Source organism: Klebsiella sp. P1954 (genome assembly GCF_018199955.1).
Classification (GTDB): domain Bacteria; phylum Pseudomonadota; class Gammaproteobacteria; order Enterobacterales; family Enterobacteriaceae; genus Klebsiella; species Klebsiella pneumoniae.
In genome coordinates this window covers 3,498,688-3,519,853 of sequence record NZ_CP073373.1, presented here as the reverse complement: position 1 = coordinate 3,519,853, position 21,166 = coordinate 3,498,688, and the positions used below count along the sequence as shown (strand labels likewise).

The 21,166-nt window shown below is 57.0% G+C and carries 24 protein-coding genes; 7 read left to right on the top strand and 17 right to left on the bottom strand.

Annotated features, from left to right (window positions below):
- Positions 1-7 precede the first annotated feature (7 nt).
- Positions 8-1,426: a glutamate synthase small subunit gene (locus tag KB890_RS16855; RefSeq protein ID WP_002918461.1), complete on the top strand. Its 1,419-nt coding sequence runs from the start codon at positions 8-10 to the stop codon at positions 1,424-1,426.
- A 54-nt stretch (positions 1,427-1,480) separates the two neighbouring features.
- Here the strand turns inward: KB890_RS16855 and KB890_RS16850 are convergent, their stop codons facing one another.
- The 6 genes from KB890_RS16850 to zapE form a co-directional block, all read right to left on the bottom strand.
- Complete coding sequence (locus tag KB890_RS16850) at positions 1,481-2,185, bottom strand: N-acetylmannosamine-6-phosphate 2-epimerase (RefSeq protein ID WP_004181421.1); 705 nt, start codon at positions 2,183-2,185, stop codon at positions 1,481-1,483.
- Positions 2,186-2,309: 124 nt separating this feature from the next.
- Positions 2,310-2,804, bottom strand: a complete 495-nt coding sequence (sspB, locus tag KB890_RS16845; RefSeq protein WP_002918465.1) for a ClpXP protease specificity-enhancing factor — start codon at positions 2,802-2,804, stop codon at positions 2,310-2,312.
- 3 nt (positions 2,805-2,807) lie between these two features.
- On the bottom strand, positions 2,808-3,446 hold the full coding sequence (sspA, locus tag KB890_RS16840) for a stringent starvation protein SspA (RefSeq protein WP_002918467.1): 639 nt from the start codon (positions 3,444-3,446) through the stop codon (positions 2,808-2,810).
- Positions 3,447-3,757: 311 nt separating this feature from the next.
- Entirely contained in the window at positions 3,758-4,150 is a 393-nt protein-coding gene (gene rpsI / locus KB890_RS16835) for a 30S ribosomal protein S9 (protein ID WP_000829818.1), read from the bottom strand.
- 15 nt (positions 4,151-4,165) lie between these two features.
- Positions 4,166-4,594, bottom strand: coding sequence for a 50S ribosomal protein L13 (gene rplM, locus KB890_RS16830; protein WP_002918559.1), 429 nt, complete (start codon positions 4,592-4,594; stop codon positions 4,166-4,168).
- Between the two features lie 265 nt (positions 4,595-4,859).
- Positions 4,860-5,987, bottom strand: a complete 1,128-nt coding sequence (zapE, locus tag KB890_RS16825) for a cell division protein ZapE (RefSeq protein WP_004144945.1) — start codon at positions 5,985-5,987, stop codon at positions 4,860-4,862.
- A gap of 190 nt (positions 5,988-6,177) precedes the next feature.
- On the opposite strand from zapE, the gene zapG reads away from it, so the two are divergent.
- From zapG to degS, 3 genes are all read left to right on the top strand, one after another.
- The gene (gene zapG, locus KB890_RS16820) at positions 6,178-6,576 is read left to right on the top strand and encodes a Z-ring associated protein ZapG (protein WP_002918565.1); all 399 of its coding nucleotides are present in this window, start codon (positions 6,178-6,180) and stop codon (positions 6,574-6,576) included.
- A gap of 173 nt (positions 6,577-6,749) precedes the next feature.
- Complete coding sequence (gene degQ, locus KB890_RS16815) at positions 6,750-8,117, top strand: serine endoprotease DegQ (protein ID WP_004174125.1); 1,368 nt, start codon at positions 6,750-6,752, stop codon at positions 8,115-8,117.
- 87 nt (positions 8,118-8,204) lie between these two features.
- Positions 8,205-9,263 (top strand): outer membrane-stress sensor serine endopeptidase DegS, encoded by a 1,059-nt coding sequence (gene degS, locus KB890_RS16810; RefSeq protein ID WP_002918568.1) that lies wholly within the window; start codon positions 8,205-8,207, stop codon positions 9,261-9,263.
- Between the two features lie 25 nt (positions 9,264-9,288).
- On the opposite strand, the gene KB890_RS16805 is transcribed toward degS, so the two are convergent.
- From KB890_RS16805 to mdh, 10 genes are all read right to left on the bottom strand, one after another.
- A complete protein-coding gene (locus KB890_RS16805) occupies positions 9,289-9,999 on the bottom strand; it encodes a hypothetical protein (RefSeq protein ID WP_004181422.1) in 711 nt (236 codons plus the stop codon).
- 59 nt (positions 10,000-10,058) lie between these two features.
- The gene (locus tag KB890_RS16800) at positions 10,059-11,360 is read right to left on the bottom strand and encodes an oxalacetate decarboxylase subunit beta (RefSeq protein WP_004181423.1); all 1,302 of its coding nucleotides are present in this window, start codon (positions 11,358-11,360) and stop codon (positions 10,059-10,061) included.
- Positions 11,361-11,375: 15 nt separating this feature from the next.
- Positions 11,376-13,160 (bottom strand): sodium-extruding oxaloacetate decarboxylase subunit alpha, encoded by a 1,785-nt coding sequence (oadA, locus tag KB890_RS16795; RefSeq protein WP_004181424.1) that lies wholly within the window; start codon positions 13,158-13,160, stop codon positions 11,376-11,378.
- Between the two features lie 15 nt (positions 13,161-13,175).
- Positions 13,176-13,427, bottom strand: a complete 252-nt coding sequence (locus KB890_RS16790; RefSeq protein WP_004181425.1) for an oxaloacetate decarboxylase subunit gamma — start codon at positions 13,425-13,427, stop codon at positions 13,176-13,178.
- A gap of 141 nt (positions 13,428-13,568) precedes the next feature.
- Positions 13,569-14,186, bottom strand: a complete 618-nt coding sequence (gene ttdB / locus KB890_RS16785; protein ID WP_004181426.1) for a L(+)-tartrate dehydratase subunit beta — start codon at positions 14,184-14,186, stop codon at positions 13,569-13,571.
- The gene (gene ttdA / locus KB890_RS16780) at positions 14,186-15,085 is read right to left on the bottom strand and encodes a L(+)-tartrate dehydratase subunit alpha (protein ID WP_004181427.1); all 900 of its coding nucleotides are present in this window, start codon (positions 15,083-15,085) and stop codon (positions 14,186-14,188) included. The genes ttdB and ttdA overlap by 1 nt, the downstream gene beginning before the upstream one ends.
- Positions 15,086-15,117: 32 nt before the next feature.
- On the bottom strand, positions 15,118-16,386 hold the full coding sequence (locus KB890_RS16775) for an SLC13 family permease (RefSeq protein WP_020325273.1): 1,269 nt from the start codon (positions 16,384-16,386) through the stop codon (positions 15,118-15,120).
- A gap of 211 nt (positions 16,387-16,597) precedes the next feature.
- Positions 16,598-17,263 carry a GntR family transcriptional regulator gene (locus tag KB890_RS16770; protein ID WP_004181429.1) on the bottom strand — a complete coding sequence of 222 codons (666 nt, stop codon included), beginning with the start codon at positions 17,261-17,263 and terminating at the stop codon, positions 16,598-16,600.
- Complete coding sequence (locus KB890_RS16765; RefSeq protein ID WP_004181430.1) at positions 17,250-17,879, bottom strand: GntR family transcriptional regulator; 630 nt, start codon at positions 17,877-17,879, stop codon at positions 17,250-17,252. The genes KB890_RS16770 and KB890_RS16765 overlap by 14 nt, the downstream gene beginning before the upstream one ends.
- Before the next feature lie 130 nt (positions 17,880-18,009).
- Positions 18,010-18,948 (bottom strand): malate dehydrogenase, encoded by a 939-nt coding sequence (mdh, locus tag KB890_RS16760; RefSeq protein WP_002918570.1) that lies wholly within the window; start codon positions 18,946-18,948, stop codon positions 18,010-18,012.
- A gap of 414 nt (positions 18,949-19,362) precedes the next feature.
- Here mdh and argR point away from each other — a divergent pair, with 414 nt between their 5' ends.
- The 3 genes from argR to yhcN-B all read left to right on the top strand — a co-directional run bounded on the left by argR (position 19,363) and on the right by yhcN-B (position 20,837).
- On the top strand, positions 19,363-19,833 hold the full coding sequence (gene argR, locus KB890_RS16755; protein ID WP_002918625.1) for a transcriptional regulator ArgR: 471 nt from the start codon (positions 19,363-19,365) through the stop codon (positions 19,831-19,833).
- 375 nt (positions 19,834-20,208) lie between these two features.
- Positions 20,209-20,472 carry a peroxide/acid stress response protein YhcN gene (gene yhcN / locus KB890_RS16750; RefSeq protein ID WP_004889568.1) on the top strand — a complete coding sequence of 88 codons (264 nt, stop codon included), beginning with the start codon at positions 20,209-20,211 and terminating at the stop codon, positions 20,470-20,472.
- 98 nt (positions 20,473-20,570) lie between these two features.
- Positions 20,571-20,837: a DUF1471 family stress response protein YhcN-B gene (gene yhcN-B, locus KB890_RS16745; protein ID WP_022631430.1), complete on the top strand. Its 267-nt coding sequence runs from the start codon at positions 20,571-20,573 to the stop codon at positions 20,835-20,837.
- A 50-nt stretch (positions 20,838-20,887) separates the two neighbouring features.
- On the opposite strand, the gene KB890_RS16740 is transcribed toward yhcN-B, so the two are convergent.
- The gene (locus KB890_RS16740; protein WP_002918629.1) at positions 20,888-21,163 is read right to left on the bottom strand and encodes a barstar family protein; all 276 of its coding nucleotides are present in this window, start codon (positions 21,161-21,163) and stop codon (positions 20,888-20,890) included.
- Between the last annotated feature and the right edge of the window lie 3 nt (positions 21,164-21,166).

Below are 21,166 nucleotides of genomic sequence, written 5' to 3'. Positions count from 1 at the left end.
GGTTAAGATGAGTCAGAACGTTTATCAATTTATCGACCTGCAGCGTGTTGATCCGCCAAAGAAACCGCTGAAGATCCGTAAAATTGAGTTTGTGGAAATTTACGAGCCGTTTTCAGAAGGCCAGGCCAAGGCGCAGGCGGATCGCTGCCTCTCCTGTGGCAACCCGTACTGCGAATGGAAGTGCCCGGTGCATAACTACATCCCGAACTGGCTGAAGCTGGCCAACGAGGGGCGTATTTTTGAAGCGGCCGAGCTGTCGCATCAAACCAACACTCTGCCGGAAGTCTGCGGGCGCGTCTGCCCGCAGGACCGCCTGTGTGAAGGCTCCTGTACGCTGAACGATGAGTTCGGCGCGGTGACCATCGGCAACATCGAACGCTATATCAACGATAAGGCATTCGAGATGGGCTGGCGTCCGGATCTCTCCGACGTGAAGCCGACCGGTAAAACCGTCGCGATCATCGGCGCTGGCCCGGCGGGCCTCGCCTGCGCCGACGTGCTGACCCGTAACGGCGTCAAGGCGGTGGTATTTGACCGCCATCCGGAAATCGGCGGCCTGCTGACCTTCGGTATCCCGGCGTTCAAGCTGGAAAAAGAGGTGATGACCCGCCGCCGGGAGATCTTCACCGGCATGGGCATTGAGTTCAAACTCAATACCGAAGTGGGCCGCGACGTGCAGCTCGACGACCTGCTGAAGGAGTACGATGCGGTGTTCCTCGGCGTCGGGACCTATCAGTCGATGCGCGGTGGACTGGACAACGAAGACGCTCCGGGTGTTTACGACGCGCTGCCGTTCCTGATCGCTAACACTAAGCAGATCATGGGCTTTGGTGAAACCGCCGATGAGCCCTATGTCAGCATGGAAGGCAAACGCGTGGTGGTGCTCGGCGGTGGCGATACCGCGATGGACTGCGTACGCACCTCCGTCCGTCAGAATGCGGCGCACGTGATCTGCGCCTATCGCCGTGACGAAGAGAACATGCCCGGCTCAAAACGCGAAGTGAAAAACGCGCGCGAAGAAGGCGTTGAGTTCCAGTTTAACGTCCAGCCGCTGGGCGTGGAAGTGAATGCCAACGGTAAGGTTTGCGGCGTGAAGATGGCGCGCACCGAAATGGGCCAGCCGGATGCGAAGGGCCGCCGCCGCGCGGAGATCGTCCCCGGCTCTGAGCACGTGGTGCCGGCTGACGCCGTAGTCATGGCGTTTGGCTTCCGTCCGCACAGCATGGAGTGGCTGGCGAAGCACAGCGTCGAACTGGACTCCCAGGGCCGTATTATCGCCCCGGAAGGCAGCGAAAACGCCTTCCAGACCAGCAACCCGAAAATCTTCGCCGGTGGCGATATCGTTCGCGGTTCCGATCTGGTGGTCACCGCGATTGCCGAAGGCCGTAAAGCGGCGGACGGGATCCTCAACTACCTTGAAGTCTGATTAGGTCCGGAACCTCACGCATAAAAGCCCGATGGTTAACGTCATCGGGCTTTTTTATTGCTCATTCGCCGGGCAAACCGCCGCTTTCAGCGCCGTATTATACCAGCCGCAGATATGCTCCAGGCGGGTAATCGCCGAGCCGACGGTCACCGCCCACGCGCCGCAGCGCATCGCCTCCGCCGCCTGGGCAGGCGTGTTATAGCGCCCTTCGGCAATCACTCTGCAGCCCGCCACGCTCAGGCATTGCACCAGCGCCAGATCCGGCTCATCCGGCGTCTCTTCTGCGGTATAGCCGGAGAGAGTCGTGCCGACAATCTCAGCCCCCAACTGCCAGCACTCGAGAGCATCGTCGAGAGATGAGCAATCGGCCATCGCCACTTTCCCCAGCCGATGAATTTCTGCTAATAGCGCCGACACTGACGCCGGACGCTGACGCTGGGTGCCGTCAATAGCAATAATATCCGCTCCGCCCTGCGCCAGCGCGTCGATATCTTCCAGCCATGGCGTAATACGCACCGGGCTATCGGGCAAATCGCGTTTGATCAACCCAATAACGGGCACTGTCACTAACGGACGAACGGCCTGCAGGTTGGCCAGGCCTTCGATGCGCAGCGCTACCGCTCCCGCCTGCTCAGCCGCCAGCGCCATTGCCGCGACGATAGCGGGATTATCCAGCGGACTGCCCGGCACCGGCTGGCAGGAGACAATTAATCCGCCATGATGACGGATACGCTGGTCCAGTTGTGCGAGTAAAGACATGTCTGCTCCCTAAAAACTACCTGTGGCGATGACGATACCAGCCATAGGACGCCTCGTTTGTGGCAGAGTTAACAAAGCGGACAGACAAAAAAACAGGCCCCGCAGGGCCTGTCAGAGAAGGGATTTACTTCACCACGCGCAGCGCCGGGCGACCACCGCGCGGCGGCGGCGTGTCGTCAGGATCGTCGTCGTGATTATCCGGCTTATCGCCATCGATCACCGACATCACCGTTTCGCTTTCACTCTCCGGCGCGACGTCATCATCGTTGAGGCTGCTGACGTCTTCGTCATAGGCCGCTTCCGGTTCGAACATCGTACCAGCGCCGTTCTCACGGGCGTAGATGGCGAGTACCGCAGCCAGCGGGACAGACACGTTGCGTGGTACGCCGCCAAAGCGCGCGTTGAAGCGCACTTCGTCGTTCGCCAGCTCGAGATTGCCTACCGCACGCGGGGCAATATTGAGAACGATTTGCCCATCGCGCGCGTACTCCATCGGCACGAGCACGCCCGGCAGCGTCACATCCACCACCAGGTGCGGCGTCAGCTGGTTATCCAGCAGCCAGTCATAAAACGCCCGTAACAGATACGGGCGACGCGGCGTCAGCTGTGATACATCCATTATTTAGCCCCGACCGAGGCGCATTTCACGCTCGGCTTCAGTTAAAGAAGCGAGGAAGGAATCACGCTCAAATACGCGAGTCATATAGCCTTTGAGCTCTTTCGCGCCAGCGCCAACCAGCTCCACACCAAGAACCGGCAGACGCCACAGCAGCGGCGCCAGGTAGCAGTCCACCAGGCTGAACTCATCGCTCAGGAAGTAAGGTTTCTGGGTGAAGACCGGCGCGATGGCCAGCAGTTCTTCACGCAGCTGCTTACGCGCAGCATCAGCTTGCGCTGCGGTACCGCTCTGGATGGTGTTCATCAGCGAATACCAGTCCTTCTCGATACGTTGCATATACAGGCGGCTTTCACCACGCGCCACCGGATAAACCGGCATTAACGGCGGGTGCGGGAAACGCTCATCCAGATACTCCATAATGATGCGGGATTCCCACAGAGTGAGCTCACGATCCACCAGCGTCGGTACGCTTTGATTCGGGTTGAGGTCAATCAGATCCTGAGGCGGGTTATCCTTCTCCACGTGCTCTATCTCAAAACTGACACCCTTCTCGGCCAGCACAATGCGGACCTGATGGCTATAGATGTCAGTAGGACCAGAAAACAGCGTCATTACCGAACGTTTGTTGGCAGCGACAGCCATGAAAACCTCCAGGTATATTCAGAATTTTGTACTGCTGCCGGCCACTCATGACCAGCCAGATGTAAAAACCCCATTAGCGCGATGTCACCTTCGTTCACGAATAAAACAAAAAATGAACAATCACCAGCATTTGGGCAGAAAATTGGATGATAGTTTACCAGATTTTGAAGACGTTGTGGTGAGGGGATTCTGGAAATGCTGAAAAAGTGGCGAGAACCGGCGCTATGCTTGTGGATAACAGCCGTTTTATCCATAAAAAAACCCGCCGAAGCGGGTTTTTTCGCAAATTGTTCTGCGTGAGCAGAAAACAATTAACGTTTGGAGAACTGCGGACGACGACGTGCTTTACGCAGACCGACTTTCTTACGTTCAACCTGACGAGCGTCACGAGTAACGAAGCCAGCTTTACGCAGTTCGGAACGCAGGGACTCGTCGTACTCCATCAGAGCGCGGGTGATACCGTGACGGATCGCACCAGCCTGACCAGAGATACCACCACCTTTAACAGTGATGTACAGATCCAGTTTCTCAACCATGTCGACCAGTTCCAGCGGCTGACGAACTACCATGCGGGCAGTTTCACGACCGAAGTACTGTTCCAGAGAACGCTGGTTGATAACGATTTTACCGTTGCCCGGTTTGATGAAAACGCGAGCTGCGGAACTTTTGCGGCGACCAGTGCCGTAGTATTGATTTTCAGCCATTGCCTATAATCCCGATTAGATGTCAAGAACTTGCGGTTGCTGTGCCGCGTGGTTGTGCTCGTTACCCGCGTAAACTTTCAGTTTACGGTACATAGCACGACCCAGCGGGCCTTTTGGCAGCATGCCTTTAACCGCGATTTCAATCACACGCTCAGGACGGCGGGCAATCATCTCTTCAAAGGTCGCTTCTTTGATACCACCGATGTGGCCGGTGTGGTGGTAGTACATTTTGTCTTCGCGCTTGTTGCCGGTAACAGCAACTTTTTCTGCGTTCAGAACGATGATGTAATCACCGGTATCAACGTGCGGAGTGTATTCCGCTTTGTGCTTACCGCGCAGGCGACGAGCCAGTTCAGTAGCCAGACGGCCCAGAGTTTTACCGGTCGCGTCAACAACATACCAGTCGCGTTTTACGGTTTCTGGTTTAGCTGTAAAAGTTTTCATTAAAAGCTTACCCAAATAATAAGTTACACGTTGGTGAACACCCAAACGTTTAGTCAGTTGAGGTTCACACGACATTGTCCAGCAAACCTACCCCTTCGAATAGCCTATGCCGGCGCATAGAAAGTTTCGGGAAAAAAACCTTCTCGTAACGTGGGGTCGCAAGATTATAGAGAAGTCGGGGTCAAAGATCGACCCCTTTATGAGATTTTTCAGGCCGCGCCCGGGGCGGCCTTGCGGCCCTGAATCCGCCTGAAAAAGTCCCCTGTCAGGGCATATGCGGACGTTTGAGGTACTCTTCGCTCTGCATCTCCTGCAGACGCGAGAGACAGCGCTGGAACTCAAACTTCAGCCGCTCGCCCTGGTAAATGTCGTACAGCGGTACTGCCGCGCTGACCACCAGCTTTACATGGCGCTCGTAGAACTCATCCACCAGAGCGATAAAGCGGCGGGCCTCGCTCTCCAGCTGCGCGGTCATCACCGGCACGTCGAACAGCATCACCGTATGGAACAGTCGGGAGAGCGCGATATAGTCATGCTGGCTGCGCGCATCCACGCATAGCGTGGCGAATGACGCCGCCAGCGTCTGGTTTTCTACGCCGAGGGTAGGCAGCTCGCGATGGTTAATCTCCAGCGTCGGTCCGGCAGCGCGCGGCGCGCCCGCCAGCGCGAGCCACAGTTTATCCATCTGTTCGCGGGTGTCGTTATTCAGCGGCGACAGCCACAGGTGCGCCTGCGTCAGGGTACGCAGCCGATAATCGATGCCGGCATCGACGTTCATAATATCGCAATGCTGCTTGATGGCGTCGATCGCCGGTAGAAAACGGGCCCGCTGCAGGCCATTGCGATAGAGTTCATCCGGCGGAATATTGGAGGTCGCCACCAGGGTGATGCCGCGGGCGAACAGGGCTTTCATCAGCCCGCCCAACAGCATGGCGTCGGTAATATCGGAGACAAAAAACTCGTCGAAACAGAGCACGTCGGTTTCCGCTTTAAAGCGGTCGGCGACGATCTCCAGCGGGTCGCTATGTCCCTGCAGGGTGGTCAGCTCTTCGTGTACGCGCAGCATGAAACGATGGAAATGCAGGCGCTGTTTACGCTCGCCCGGCAGGCTCTGGTAAAACAGGTCCATCAGCCAGGTTTTGCCTCGCCCCACGCCGCCCCACATATACAGGCCGCGGACAGGTGCCGTCCCGGCAGCCGGCTCGCGCTTACCCAGCAGTTTGCCGAATTTCGCGCGCAAACCGCCGCCTGACGCGACCGGCGCGGGCTGCGTCTGCAGTTCCTGGTAAATGGTATCAAGGCGGCTCACCGCTTCTTGCTGGACGTCGTCGGGTTGATGGCTGCCCTCTTTCAGGGCTAAAAGGTAACGCGATGTTGGAGACAGGCTTTGCATGATCTAATTGTTATTCCTTGAAAACCGTAATGCCGAAGCTCACGATTGACGAAAAAAAGGCCGTTCTACACTACGCGATGATACGCCAGGATTCCACTTCTGTGGAATTAGCGGTTATAGTGGCACTATCGGGCGCAGGCGGAGAGCCTAAGAGCCACCCTACGGAACCACAATACAACGGGAGATGTTCATGACCTGGGAATACGCGCTAATTGGGTTAGTCGTCGGTATCATCATTGGTGCCGTCGCCATGCGTTTCGGCAACCGCAAACTGCGCCAACAGCAGGCGCTGCAGTACGAACTGGAAAAGAATAAAGCCGAGCTTGAAGAGTACCGTGAAGAGCTGGTGAGCCACTTTGCGCGTAGCGCCGAACTGCTGGATAACATGGCGCACGACTATCGTCAGCTATATCAGCATATGGCGAAAAGCTCTAACAACCTGCTGCCGGACTCGATGGCAGACGCCAACCCGTTCCGCAACCGTCTGGAAGAGTCTGAAGCCAGCAACGATCAGGCGCCGGTCCAGATGCCGCGCGACTACTCCGAGGGCGCATCCGGTTTACTGCGCGGAGGCGCAAAACGCGATTAAGCCTCGCTGCGATTAAAATATTCTCCGGGCGCGCCCGTCGCGCCCGCTCCTTCCCCCACTTCCCGGCTACAATTTAAACCAGTCCCCACGTTGTTACCTGTGCAAAAATTCAATAACATCAGGTTATTCAGGACATTTTTCCATACACCTCAGGTTACGAGAGCCAGCATCTAATGAAGAAACAGACTTTGCTGTTGAGTGCGTTAGCGTTAAGCATTGGGTTATCGTTGTCGGTCCTGCCTCCGGCAGCGGCATCCTTACCGACTCAGGTGCCCGGCCAGGGCGCGTTACCAAGCCTGGCGCCGATGCTGGAAAAGGTTCTGCCGGCGGTGGTTAGCGTACAGGTGGAAGGCACTGCCTCGCCGACGCTCAATATGCCGGAAGAGCTGAAAAAATATTTTGGCGATAACGCCCCGCAGGAGCAGGCGCAGCCGTTTGAAGGGCTCGGCTCCGGCGTTATCATCGACGCGGCGAAAGGCTATGTGCTGACCAATAACCACGTCATCAATCAGGCGCAGAAGATCAGCGTCCAGCTGAACGATGGCCGTGAGTTCGATGCCAAACTGGTCGGGAGCGATGAACAGAGCGATATCGCTCTGCTGCAGCTGATTAAGCCAGACCACCTGACGCAAATCGCCATTGCTGACTCTGATAAACTTCGCGTCGGCGACTTCGCCGTCGCCGTCGGCAACCCGTTCGGCCTTGGCCAGACCGCCACCTCCGGCATTATCTCTGCCCTTGGCCGCAGCGGCTTGAACCTTGAAGGGCTGGAGAATTTCATTCAGACCGACGCCTCGATTAACCGCGGCAACTCCGGCGGCGCGCTGCTGAACCTCAACGGCGAGCTTATCGGGATCAACACCGCGATCCTCGCGCCGGGCGGCGGCAGCATCGGCATCGGCTTTGCCATTCCAAGCAATATGGCGAAAACCCTCGCCGACCAGCTTATTCAGTTTGGCGAAATCAAGCGCGGCCTGTTGGGCATTAAAGGCATGGAAATGAGCGCCGACATCGCCAAAGCGATGAATCTCAACGTTCAGCGCGGCGCCTTCGTCAGTGAAGTCCTGCCAAACTCCGGCTCCGCCAAAGCGGGGATTAAATCCGGGGACGTCATCGTGAGTCTGAACGGCAAACCGCTGAACAGTTTCGCCGAACTGCGTTCGCGGATCGCCACCACCGAGCCGGGTACCAAGGTCAAACTGGGCCTGCTGCGCGATGGAAAGCCGGTCGATGTCGAAGTGACCCTGGATAAGAGCACCTCCTCAACCGCCAGCGCGGAACTGATTATCCCGGCGCTGCAGGGGGCCTCGTTCAGCGACGGCCAGATGAAAGATGGCACCAAAGGAGTGGTGATCGATAATGTGGATAAAGGCAGCGCCGCCGCCCAGGTCGGTCTGCATAAGGATGACATTATCATTGGCCTTAACCGGCAGCGTATTCACTCAATTGCCGAACTGCGCAAAGCGCTCGAAGGCAAACCGCCGGTCATCGCCCTGAACGTGATCCGCGGCAACGAAAGCATCTATCTGCTGCTGCGCTGATTGTCTCTCCGGGCATCGCCGCCATGTGCGATGTCCGGACAACTCATGCTATGCTGCGCCTGACCATTCATTAACGATATCTGCATCATGCCTGGAAAGTTATTACGTTCAGTACTCATCGGTTTGCTTGTCGGGGGTCTGCTGCTGGCCCTGATGCCCTCGCTGCGCCAGTGGCAGTTGGCGCCGACTACCCAGAACGATACGGCAGACGACTCCCCGGCGAGCTATAACGCCGCGGTGCGCCGCGCGGCGCCCGCCGTGGTGAACGTCTATAACCGCGCCCTTAACAGCACCAGCCATAATCAGCTGACGCTTGGCTCAGGGGTGATTATGGATCAGCGCGGCTATATCCTGACCAACAAGCATGTTATCAACGATGCCGATCAGATTATCGTCGCCCTGCAGGACGGCCGCGTCTTCGAAGCGCTGCTGGTAGGATCCGATTCCCTCACCGATCTCGCCGTGCTCAAGATCAATGCTACCGGCGGGCTGCCGGTGATCCCGATCAATCCGAAACGCACGCCGCACATCGGCGACGTGGTGCTGGCGATTGGCAACCCTTATAACCTGGGGCAGACCATCACCCAGGGGATTATCAGCGCCACAGGGCGCATTGGCCTCAATCCGACCGGCCGCCAGAACTTCCTGCAGACTGACGCCTCGATCAACCACGGTAACTCCGGCGGGGCGCTGGTGAACTCCCTCGGCGAGCTGATGGGGATTAACACCCTCTCCTTTGACAAGAGCAATGACGGCGAAACGCCGGAAGGCATTGGCTTTGCGATCCCGTTCCAGTTAGCGACCAAAATTATGGATAAACTGATCCGCGATGGCCGGGTGATCCGCGGCTATATCGGCATTAGCGGCCGGGAGATCGCCCCGCTGCACGCGCAGGGCGGAGGGATCGATCAGATTCAGGGGATCGTCGTTAACGATGTGGCCCCGGACGGTCCAGCGGCGCAAGCCGGGATCCGCGCCAACGACGTAATCATCTCCGTGAATGACAAACCCGCCGTCTCGGCGCTGGAGACGATGGATCAGGTGGCCGAGATCCGCCCGGGATCGGAAATTCCGGTGGTCATCATGCGTGATGATAAGAAAATCACGCTCCATATCGCCGTCCAGGAATACCCGGCCACCAACTAAACGGCTCCCCGTTTGGGGAGCCACGTTAATCGCTAAATACCGGACCGGCCGGGAATCTGACCAGAAACCCGGTCACCGCCAGCAGCGATCTCAGCGCGGGCCAGACTATCTGTCGCTCGCGAAGCTCATCATCCAGCGTCAGTAGCGCAAATTCCCCCTTCTCACCCAGCACGCCACCCTGCCAGAGCAGACGCTGCGCCTGCTGCCGCGCCCAGGGCGACTCACTCTTCCAGGCCAGCAAATGCAGCAGCGCCTGCTGTAGACAGACGCTGTGAGAATGGTTATCCCGCCGCAGCCGCCGGTAGACGGGCAGGGACACGCTGCGCACGGTATAAAATCCACTGCCCGCCTCTTCATCGCCTTCAGGGATAGCGCGGGCGAACTGCCCCGCCACGTCACACAGCCGGTTGTGCGTCAGTGGAAGTTGCCGGGCGCTGAGCGCCCCGGCCGCCATGCACAGCAGACCGCTGCGCTGCAGCGAGGGCGTCGCAGAGCGCACGACCGCCGCCGGTAAGGCGCTCACCGCCCGTGTTGCCTCGTCAGCGTTGTGGTCAGCGCCGGCCTCATAACAGCTGGCCAGCAGCGCTTCACCAGGCGTGGCGTTCAGCGGGGGCGAAAGCAGGTTCAGCGCCGGCTGCAGTTGTGCAAGTTCATCGCCTGACGCCAGCATGGCGTCAACCACCGCCTCCCGTGTTGATGTCCGGTTTTCCGGACAGCATGCTATGCCTTCATTCATCACCGTCTCCTTATGAGAAATCTCCGCGGCCGGCTTGCCAGCCGCGGGAACAGGCTGGCTTACATCGCCAGCACGTACTTGAGCATCACCCCGGCGGCGATCGCCGAGCCGATCACCCCCGCCACGTTCGGGCCCATGGCGTGCATCAGCAGGAAGTTCTGCCCGTCCGCTTCCAGACCCACCTTGTTCGACACCCGCGCCGCCATCGGCACCGCCGACACCCCCGCCGAGCCGATCAGCGGGTTGATTTTGTGCCTGCTGAACACATTCATCAGCTTCGCCATCAGCACCCCGGCGGCGGTCCCCACGCAGAAGGCGATCACCCCCAGCACCAGGATCCCCAGCGTCTGCGGCTGCAGGAACTTGTCCGCCACCAGCTTGGCCCCCACCGACAGTCCGAGGAAGATGGTCACTATGTTGATCAGCGCGTTCTGCACTGTATCGCTCAGCCGCTCCACCACCCCGCTCTCGCGCATCAGGTTGCCGAAGCAGAACATCCCCAGCAGCGGCGCGGCGTCCGGCAGCAGGAGCGCCACCAGCAGCAACAGCACCGCCGGGAACAGGATCTTCTCCCGCTTACTCACCGTGCGCAGCTGCACCATGCGGATCTTCCGCTCCTTATCCGTGGTCAGCGCCTTCATGATCGGCGGCTGGATCAGCGGCACCAGCGCCATATAGGAGTACGCCGCCACCGCGATGGCCCCCAGCAGCTCCGGCGCCAGCTTGCCCGACAGGTAAATCGCCGTCGGACCGTCGGCGCCGCCGATGATGCCGATGGCCGCCGCCTGCGGCAGGGTGAAGCTGATGATGCCGAAGTAGTTCAGCGTCAGCGCCCCGAGCACGGTGGCGAAGATCCCGAACTGCGCCGCCGCCCCCAGCAGCAGGGTGCGCGGGTTGGCCAGCAGCGGGCCGAAATCGGTCATCGCCCCGACGCCCATAAAGATGACCAGCGGCGCGATGCCCGAGCCAATCGCCACCTTATAGAAGATGGCCAGCACCCCGGCGGAGTAGCCCATGTCCACCGCGAGGCTCTCCATCTGCCCCTGTACCGACGGCAGGGCCAGCGCCAGTGCCTCTTTGATGGCGTGGACGTCCGGCGCGCAGTGGAGCTTCGCGGCAATCACCGCCAGCTGCGCCGGGTCGTGGTGAGCCAGCAGGCTCTCCAGGGCGGTGAGCGCCAGCCCGGCCTCCGGGATATTGGAGAGCAGGCCGCCGAAGCCAATCGGCAGCAGCAGTAACGGCTCGAACTTCTTCGCAATCGCCAGCCAGAGCAGCAGCAGGCTGACCAGCAGCATGATGGCCTGGCCGGCGCCGAGGTGCATCAGCCCCATGCCCTGAATCAGGGCGTTCAGACTTTCCATTTCCGTTCCTTTTCCTTACGCCAGGGTCATCAGGGTGTCGCCGACCGCCACCGCGTCGCCGGCTTTCACCGCGATACCGCGCACGGTCCCGGCCTGCGCGGCGCGGATTTCGGTTTCCATCTTCATGGCTTCCAGAATCAGCAGCACCTCGCCTGCGGCCACCGTCTGGCCTTCCGCGGCCAGCACCTTCCAGATGGTGCCCGCCAGCGGGGCGGACACCGGGGTACCGGCGCCGGCCGGGGCGGCAGCGGCGGGTGCAGAGGCAGGAGCAGGAGCAGGAGCAGGAGCAGCCGCCGTCAGCTGGCTGACGTCACCGCCGTCGCTGACTTTGACCACAAAGGCTTTGCCTTCCACCTCCACGGTGTAGACGCCGGAGGCGGCAGGTTTTTCTGCTTTTGCCACTGGCTGCGCGGCTTCCGCCTGCGGTACCGGCTCAAAGGCTGCCGGGTTGTGGCGGTTTTCGAGGAACTTCAGGCCTGGCTGCGGGAACAGCGCCACGGTGAGCACGTCGTCGATGGCGTTTTCGGCAAGCGTGATGCCCTTCTCCTGCGCCTGGCGTCTGACGTCGGCTTCCAGCTGCGCCAGCTCCGGCTTCAGCAGGTCGGCCGGGCGGCAGGTCACCGGGTCGGCGCCGTCGAGCACCCGCGCCTGCAGGGCGGCGTTCACCGGCGCCGGGGTGCGGCCGTATTCGCCTTTCAGAATACCGGCGGTCTCCTTCGCAATGGTTTTGTAGCGCTCGCCGGTCAGGACGTTGAGCACCGCCTGGGTGCCGACAATCTGCGAGGTCGGGGTCACCAGCGGGATGAAGCCGAGGTCCTCGCGCACGCGGGGGATTTCCGCCAGCACCTCATCCAGACGGTGGGCGGCGCTCTGCTGCTTCAGCTGGCTTTCGAGGTTGGTGAGCATCCCGCCCGGCACCTGGGCGACGAGGATACGGCTGTCGGTGCCCTTCAGCTGGCCTTCGAAGGCGTGGTATTTTTTGCGCACCTCGCGAAAGTAGGCGGCGATGCTCTCCAGCCTGTGGATATCCAGCCCGGTGTCATATTGCGTGCCGGCGAGGGTGGCCACCAGCGCCTCGGTGGCCGGGTGGCCATAGGTGGCGCTCATCGAGGAGATGGCGGTATCGACGCCGTCGACCCCGGCTTCAATGGCCTTCAGCAGGGCCATCTCCGCCATCCCGGTGGTGGCATGGCAGTGCAGGTGCAGGGTGACGTCGTAGCGCTTCTTGATTTCGCTGACCAGCTCAAAGGCGGCATGCGGCGTCAGAATGCCGGACATGTCCTTGATGGCGACGGAGTCAACGCCGGTCTCCAGCAGCTGTTCGGTGAGGTCGAGCCAGGTCTGCAGGGTGTGGGCCGGGCTGGTGGTGTACGAAAGCGTACCCTGGGCGTGGGCGCCGTGGCGGCGGACCGCCTGCAGGGCGGCCTGCATGTTGCGCGGGTCGTTCATGGCATCGAAGACGCGGAAGACGTCCATGCCGTTTTTGACGGCGCGCTCCACGAAGCGCTCCACCACGTCGTCGGCGTAGTGGCGGTAGCCGAGCAGGTTCTGGCCGCGGAGCAGCATCTGCAGCGGGGTCTTGGGCATCGCCTTTTTCAGCTCGCGCAGGCGGACCCACGGGTCCTCGCCGAGAAAGCGGATGCAGGCATCAAAGGTGGCGCCGCCCCAGCACTCAAGGGAGCGGTAGCCGACGTCGTCCAGCTGAGCGGCAACGGGCAGCATATCGTCGAGACGCAGACGGGTAGCGAACAGGGACTGGTGGGCGTCGCGCAGGACGACATCGGTAATGGCAACGGTCATGAATTCCTCCGTGAATTAAGGGTGAAGACGGCGATGGTGGTGAATGGCGGCGACAATCGCCGGCTTCAGGCGGGCGAAATCGTCGGCGGGCGCGACGGCGGCCGGTGCCGCTGCGGGGGCGGCGGACGGCTCAGGAAACAGGCGGTTGACGGCGAGGGACATTCCCCGGATGGCAAAGATGAGCAGCAGCAGGAACACCAGCACAAAGCCCATGCCGAGAAACATCAGGGTGAAGCCTTCGCCTAACAGGACGGCATTGTCAGTCATAAAATGGCCTTTGGGGGGAGCGCAATAATGGCTTACGGTAGCCCACGTCAGCAGAGTGGATTTCCCCGGACCGCCTGGTCAGAAGCCTCGGTTTAGCAGTCAGCTGCCGCTGCCATTACTGCGCGATATATTCAATCGGGGTTATTTAATAAAGCTCACATGTTTGCAGATTTCATCGGCGACAATTTCTTTGCGCTGATTAAAGATCACTTTATTCTGCTCAAACAGGTTATTGCCGTGAGTATCGATCGATACAATTAACGGCCCGAACTCTTTCACCCGGCAAACCCATAACGTTTCTGGCATGCCTAAATCACGCCATTGCGCATCTTCAATCTCTTCCACACAGACCGCGGCGACTACCGCACAGCCGGCAGGGAACACACAGTGCAAGGCTTTATGTTCCATACAGCCCTCTTCGGTTCCTTTGCCCATACCGCCTTTGCCGACGATTAATTTCACACCGGTCTTAGCAATAAATTCTTTTTCAAATTTTTCCATGCGCATACTGGTGGTTGGCCCAACGGAGACCATTTCAAATTTATCTTCCGTACCTTTAATCGGGCGCACAATGGGCCCGGCATGTAATATCGCGCCACCAGCAACGTTTACCGGTAATTCACGTCCGCCCTCAATTAAGCGACGATGAGCCACATCACGGCAGGTCACAATATGGCCGTTGAGATAAATAATATCGCCCGCTTTAATATCCGCTAAATCTTCATCTTTAATGGGCGTAGTGAGTATTTTTTTAGCCATCAGAATGCCACTCCTGTGTGAGACGTAATGGTGTAGTTCAGGTCTTTATCGAAAACGATATGCCCTTTACGGTGCGACCAGCAGCCGACGTTGACCGCCACGCCAATAGTGGAAGGGTGGCGTGCGGTATTTTCGATATTGACGCCCATCACGGAGGTATTGCCGGACATTCCCTGCGGGCCAAGGCCAATTTTGTTGATGCCGTCTTCGAGCATTTTTTCCAGCAATGCCGCACGTTCGTTGTCATTGTGCGAACCAATCGGACGCATCAACGCTTTCTTCGACAGCAGCGCCGCGGTTTCTACAGACGTCGCCACCCCAACGCCAACCAGCAGCGGCGGGCAGGCATTCAGGCCATAGCTGGTCATCACATCCAGCACGAAGCGAGTCACCCCTTCATAGCCAGCGCCCGGCATCAATACCATCGCTTTACCCGGCAGCGAGCAGCCGCCGCCAGCCATATAGGTGTAGATGCTGCACTGGTCGGAATTCGGAACGATCTCCCAGAATACCGTCGGCGTCCCTTTGCCGACGTTTTTGCCGGTGTTGTATTCATCAAAGGTCTCCACGCTGTTATGACGCAGCGGGGAGTCGATGGTAGCTTTGATTACCGATTCGCGCAGCAGCGCTTCCAGCTCGCCGATCAGCGGGAAGTTGGCGCCGCACTCCACTAGAAACTGGATCACGCCGGTGTCCTGGCAGGAAGGACGATCCAGTTCTTTCGCCAGACGTTGGTTTTCAATCATGGTGGTGAAGATCACGTCGGCCAGTTGACTGGTCTCTTTCTTATGCAGATCTTGCAGCTTTGCCGTGACGTCATCAGGCAATACTTTGCCGGTATATCCCACGAACCTGGCCATAATGTCGGTCATGCGGGATATCTGTTCACTTTTGCTCATAAAGGCTCCTTAGTCAGAACAGCGTCCGTAAATTACGGATGAAAAGGGAAAAGGATTGGCAGCAGGATCAGGCTGACAATGGTAGAAACGATAATTAGAGGAATGCCGGATTTGGCGTAATCGACGAACTTATAGCCCCCGGCCGACAGCACCATCATGTTGGCAGGCATACCGATCGGCGTCGCATAGGCGCAGGAGCTACCGATTACCGTCGCCATCAGTACCGCACGCGGATCGGCGCCCATACCGGCGGCAATCGACAAACTCACCGGCACCAGCAACGCGACGGTGGCGGTATTAGACATAAAGTTGGTCATCACCACGGAGAGGGCAAAGACCACTACCAGCAGCATAAACGGTGAGGAGTTATTACCCAGCAGGCCGATAACCTGATCGGCAACCAGCTTACCCGCACCGGTCATTTCCAGCGCTTTAGCCAGCGCCAGGGTGCCGCCGAAGATAAAAATAGTTTGCGAATCAATGGCTTTATAAGCCTGTTTTTCCGTCAACACGCCGGTGATGACCAGCACCAGGGCACCAATGCAGCCGGCTACCGTCAGACTAATACCGGTCTGTTTTTCGAAAATCATGCCGAGGATCGTGGCGATCAGCACCACCAGGGACAGGATCTGCTTCCAGCGCGGAACGTGGCTGTAATCCCGCTGTTCGCCAATGCTGCCCACCTCACTACTGTTCGAGTTATTAGGCAGAAACTTATAGCCGATGGTTAGGAAATAGAGGATGCCGCAGACCAGCATCGGCAGGCCCACTTTCGCATACTCAAAGAAACCGAAGCCGCTGCCGATATTCTGCAAGGCCGATTGCGCGATCAAATTACCGGGGGCGCCAATCAGCGACAGGTTGCCGCCAAGCGCGGCAGCAAACACCAGCGGCATCAGCAGACGCGAACGGGTGAATCCCGATTTGGCGGCTACACCGATAACGACCGGGATCAAAACGGCTGCCGTACCGGTATTGGAGAGAAAACCGGACATTACGCCAACCACCACCATAATGATGAAGATCAGCTGCTTCTCCGTTTTGGCGAAGTGGGTGATCACGCCACCGACTTTGTTTGCCATCCCGGTTTCAAATAACGCCCCGCCAACGATGAACATGGCGACAAAAAGAATGACGTTGCTGTCGATAAAACCGGCAAACGCCTGCTTGAGATCCAATACACCGGTGAGCACTAACGCCACACAAACCACCATGGAAGTCACTGCCAGTGGCACTTTCTCCCAGACAAACATGAGGATAGCGAACACCAGCAAACATAGGGTGATGGTAATAGGTTCCATACTTATAATTTTTCCTATCAATGATATATGATATTGTATCCAATATTGACGAAGGAGAAATTATTCCCATGTAAAAAGTAAGTCAATGCGTTTTTGCGGAATGATCGCGCAATGAGATCTGCATCAAGATCCTGTGCAGATCGTCACGAAAAGTAACTAATAGCGCAGATAAATGTAAGAAAAGCCAGCCTGTCGCTGGCGGAGGAGCCCTTCAGGTGGTGGTATCGGGCAGGTATCGAGTGAGCATATTTTCCATCGAGCGAATAATATGTTCATGCATTCGCTGGCGGGCCAGTGCTTCGTTATGTTGCTCAAGCGCTTGTAAAATCGCTTTATGTTCGCGAATTGAGATAACGGCATACTCTTCTTCGGTGACTTTATGTCCCATCGACAGGCCGTTCCACATGTTGCAGAGTAGCATCTTCATTTTTTCATTGCCCGCCGCGCTCCAGATCTCCATATGGAAAGCCTGGTTCAGGTCGGAATATTCAGCAGAATTATTGTCTGCCAGCGCCTTCTCTGCGGCATAGTGAACCTGGGCGATGCGTGAAATATCGGTCCCTGGACGAGAAGCTTTCGCCACGGCTTCACTTTCCAGTACGGCGCGAATTTCATAATGTTCGCGGATGGTCTGCTCATTAATCCCCAGCACCACCGCGCCTTTATTCGGCCGCACTTGAATCAGACCGTCGGCGGCTAAAATTTGAAACGCTTCGCGTACCGGCATGCTGGAAACGCCAACCAGTCGGGCAATCCCTTCAAGGGTAATCTCCTGCCCTTCCACTAAATCCCGCGACAGGATCGCTTTACGCAACACCGCCGCCACCTGCTCCTTCGCGGAAAGAAGCTTAATTTTCCCTAATTTAGGCTTCTGCACTTTCCCAATCCTTCATATGTTGACGCATAATTTCCGCAAGCATAAGGAAATAACGCTGCGTTGTCTGGGCAATTTTTCCGCCTTCGCCATTGCCGATGGCGTTGGCCAGTTCGCTCAGTATCAGAGCCGATTCCTGGCCATTCTCTTTCAGATAAAGAATGACATAAGAAATATAACCGTCCAAAAATTGCTGATACGCCTTCGCCAGATAGCGATTATCAAGATAGGAAATCAGCAGCTGATGGAACGCCAGTTCGCGCGTATTCTCTCCCGGACGCGCCAGCTCCTGCGCGCGTGCGCGCAGCACTTCCCCCTGATTCGCCGGCACAAGGGCAAAGAGTTCGGCGGCCATCACCGCAATAACGCGAAAAATATGGCTCACATCCTCCACGGCCAAGGTGGAGACCTGCATATGCCGGTTAGGCAAGCGCACCAGAAACCCTTCCTGCTCAAGAGATTGCAGCGCTTCCCTAACCGGCATACGTGAAAGTCCCAGCTGTTCCGCGATGCTCTCTTGCGTCAGCTCATCCCCAGCCTTCATCGCACCGGAAAGGATCTGGTAGCGAATCATCTGCGCGATTTGGTCCCGGGTCGGCTTTCTTTCAATCTTTTTCACGCTGTCCTCATGGCTGGTGGCTTAAAACGCGGGGATTTTAGCAGATTTGCCCGGCAGCAGGCGCATTGGGGCGAAAAGTGAGGTAATAAAAAGCCGGAACTGCGGTTCCGGCTCTTCTGTTAGGGCGAGATTACTTGTTGACGAAGTCTTCGCCGAGCGCGATATCTTTCTTCAGGGTGTCCAGCATGCCCTCCAGCGCCTGCTGTTCAAAGGCGCTGAGTTTGCCGATAGACTGTCGCTCTTCCACGCCGTTTTTCCCCAGCAGCAGCGGCTGGGAGAAGAAACGCGCATAGTGGCCGTCGCCTTCCACGTAGGCGCACTCCACCACGCCTTTTTCCCCCTGCATGGCGCGAACCAGAGAGAGACCAAAACGGGCAGCCGCCTGGCCCATCGACAAGGTCGCCGACCCGCCGCCCGCTTTCGCTTCCACGACTTCGGTACCGGCGTTCTGAATACGTTTAGTCAGGTCGGCAATTTCCTGATCGCTAAAGCTGACGCCGGGGATCTGCGACAGTAAAGGCAGAATGGTGACCCCGGAGTGACCACCAATGACCGGGACTTCCACCTCGGTTGCCGATTTACCTTTCAGCTCCGCCACAAAGGTATTGGAACGGATGATGTCCAGCGTGGTAACGCCGAACAGTTTGTTTTTATCGTACACGCCGGCTTTTTTCAGTACTTCGGCGGCGATAGCCACGGTGGTATTCACCGGGTTGGTGATAATGCCGATGCAGGCCTGCGGGCAGGTTTTGGCAATCTGCTGCACGAGGTTCTTCACGATACCCGCATTCACATTAAACAGGTCGGAACGATCCATGCCGGGCTTACGCGCCACGCCCGCGGAGATCAGCACTACATCCGCGCCTTCCAGCGCCGGAGTAGCGTCTTCACCGGAAAATCCTTTAATTTTTACATCTGTGGGGATATGACTTAGATCTACCGCCACGCCCGGTGTAACCGGAGCGATGTCGTACAACGAGAGCTCTGAACCTGAAGGCAGTTGGGTCTTAAGTAGTAGGGCAAGCGCCTGGCCGATACCACCGGCAGCGCCAAGGACTGCAACTTTCATCCTAAACTCCTTATTATGGTTAATTTAGTCTTTCGTTATTCCGTCGCCTGGACCTTAATTCACAAGATGAACAATTACAATGATTATGGCTGAAGAATGCATTATTGTGCGTAGCAATAGAACAGCGGCGCACTTTATGCTTCCTGACTGACCATCCAGCAAAGCGAAGTACCGGATCGACTATTGGTTACAATACACCCAGCCAGTTGCGCAAAACAACACCAACTCAATAACATTTCATTTACTTTTACATGGCTTTAAGCGTTGTGATGAGAACATGTTCCTTATACGGTTTTTTTGCTAAAATATGCCCCCTTCATAACATTATTGACCTATCCTTTCGCGGATTATTTGCATAAAAATTCATGGTTATGCATAATGATGTTGATTTTACCACCATAATCTGGGTGACTTATGCGAAGTTCGGCAAAACAAGAAGAACTGGTTAAAGCGTTTAAAGCGCTGCTTAAAGAAGAGAAATTCAGCTCGCAGGGAGAGATCGTCCAGGCGCTGCAGGAAGAGGGCTTCGAGAATATCAACCAATCGAAGGTTTCCCGCATGCTCACCAAATTTGGCGCGGTGCGTACCCGTAACGCCAAAATGGAAATGGTCTATTGCTTGCCTGCCGAGCTTGGGGTACCGACCACCTCCAGCCCGCTGAAGAATTTGGTGCTGGATATCGACTATAACGATGCCGTAGTGGTGATTCATACCAGCCCCGGCGCCGCACAGCTGATCGCCCGTCTTCTCGACTCGCTGGGCAAAGCGGAAGGCATTCTTGGCAGTATCGCCGGGGATGACACCATCTTTACCACGCCTGCGCGCGGTTTTACGGTGAAAGATCTGCACGACGCCATTCTGGTCCTGTTTGAGCAGGAACTCTGAGTAATTCCCCTCTGGCTACCGTCAGAGGGCGACTCCCTTTTCTTTTGCCTCTCCCCCCTTCCGGCACAACAACTATTTAACACTTAGTGTCATTTACGCCGTCTATACGTTCTTTTACTAACGCGAAAATCGTAAAACGCACAAAAGATCAAATTCGTATACCTTTATGAATTTATTAGAAATAAATCTTATCGCTGTCGCTAACGTGTCATTTTTAATTCTTATCCGTTATAAAAAGCGCAATCTATTGTAACTATTAACTCACAAAACAATTAGCATGGTATTAATATTTTTGGTGATTAGTGTATACTTGGTTTTGTGATGAGGGTCACGAAACAAAGACCCCCAACAAAAAGATTCGACGAGGTGAACATCATGAAAATCAAAACCACTGTAGCTGCTCTCAGCATCCTGTCCGTCGTGTCGTTTGGCGCTTTCGCCGCTGATATTATCAACAGCGAGCAGGCCCAGGGCCGCGAGGCCATCGGCACGGTTTCCGTCGGCGCGGTAGCATCTTCCCCGATGGATATGCATGAAATGCTGAACAAAAAAGCGCAGGAAGAAGGGGCTTCTTCTTACCGCATTATTGAAGCCCGCACTGGCGACCACTGGCATGCCACTGCTGAGCTGTATAAATAAGTTTTAGACGTCAACGATTAACCTGACAAAAATTCTCTACCGCGGCCCGGCGACATACATCGCCCCGCCGCGGCAAAACAAAGACTGGAGTAAAGATTATGAAACGCGCAATGATCATCGCATCCCTTGGCCTGGCTTCCCTTCTCTCTTTCGGTACCAGCGCGGCTGTCCAGCAAGTGAACGCAGAGCAAGCCCAAAATCTGCAATCCATGGGCACCATCTCCGTATCCCAGGTAGGTAGTGCGCCAATGGACATGCGTCAGGAACTGGCGGCTAAAGCCGAGAAAGAAGGCGCCAGCAGCTACCGTATTATTGAAGCACGTACCGGCGATAGCTGGCACGCCACCGCTGAGCTGTACAAATAAACCCTCGTCGTCTTATTTCGACGACTTGCCCCCGCCTGCCGGGGGCTTTTTTATGCTTGTCGGGCATTAAAACGCAACTCCCCCTCCAGCTCTTCCTCTGCTTCATCAAACAATAAAATCAATGCGCCAAAGCGCCGGCGCTGCTTGTCATTTAAATGGATGAACTCAATATCCAGCGGCAGCGGTAGCAGGCCACCGGTCACTGCGTCCCATAGCGAATCCAGGTTGTTGACCTTATCCTGAGCCAGCTCGAAGGTTCGGGAAAACTCCCGGTAGAAATCCTGTTGTTCAGCGATTTCGTCAAAATCAAACGTATAGGTGGTCATGAC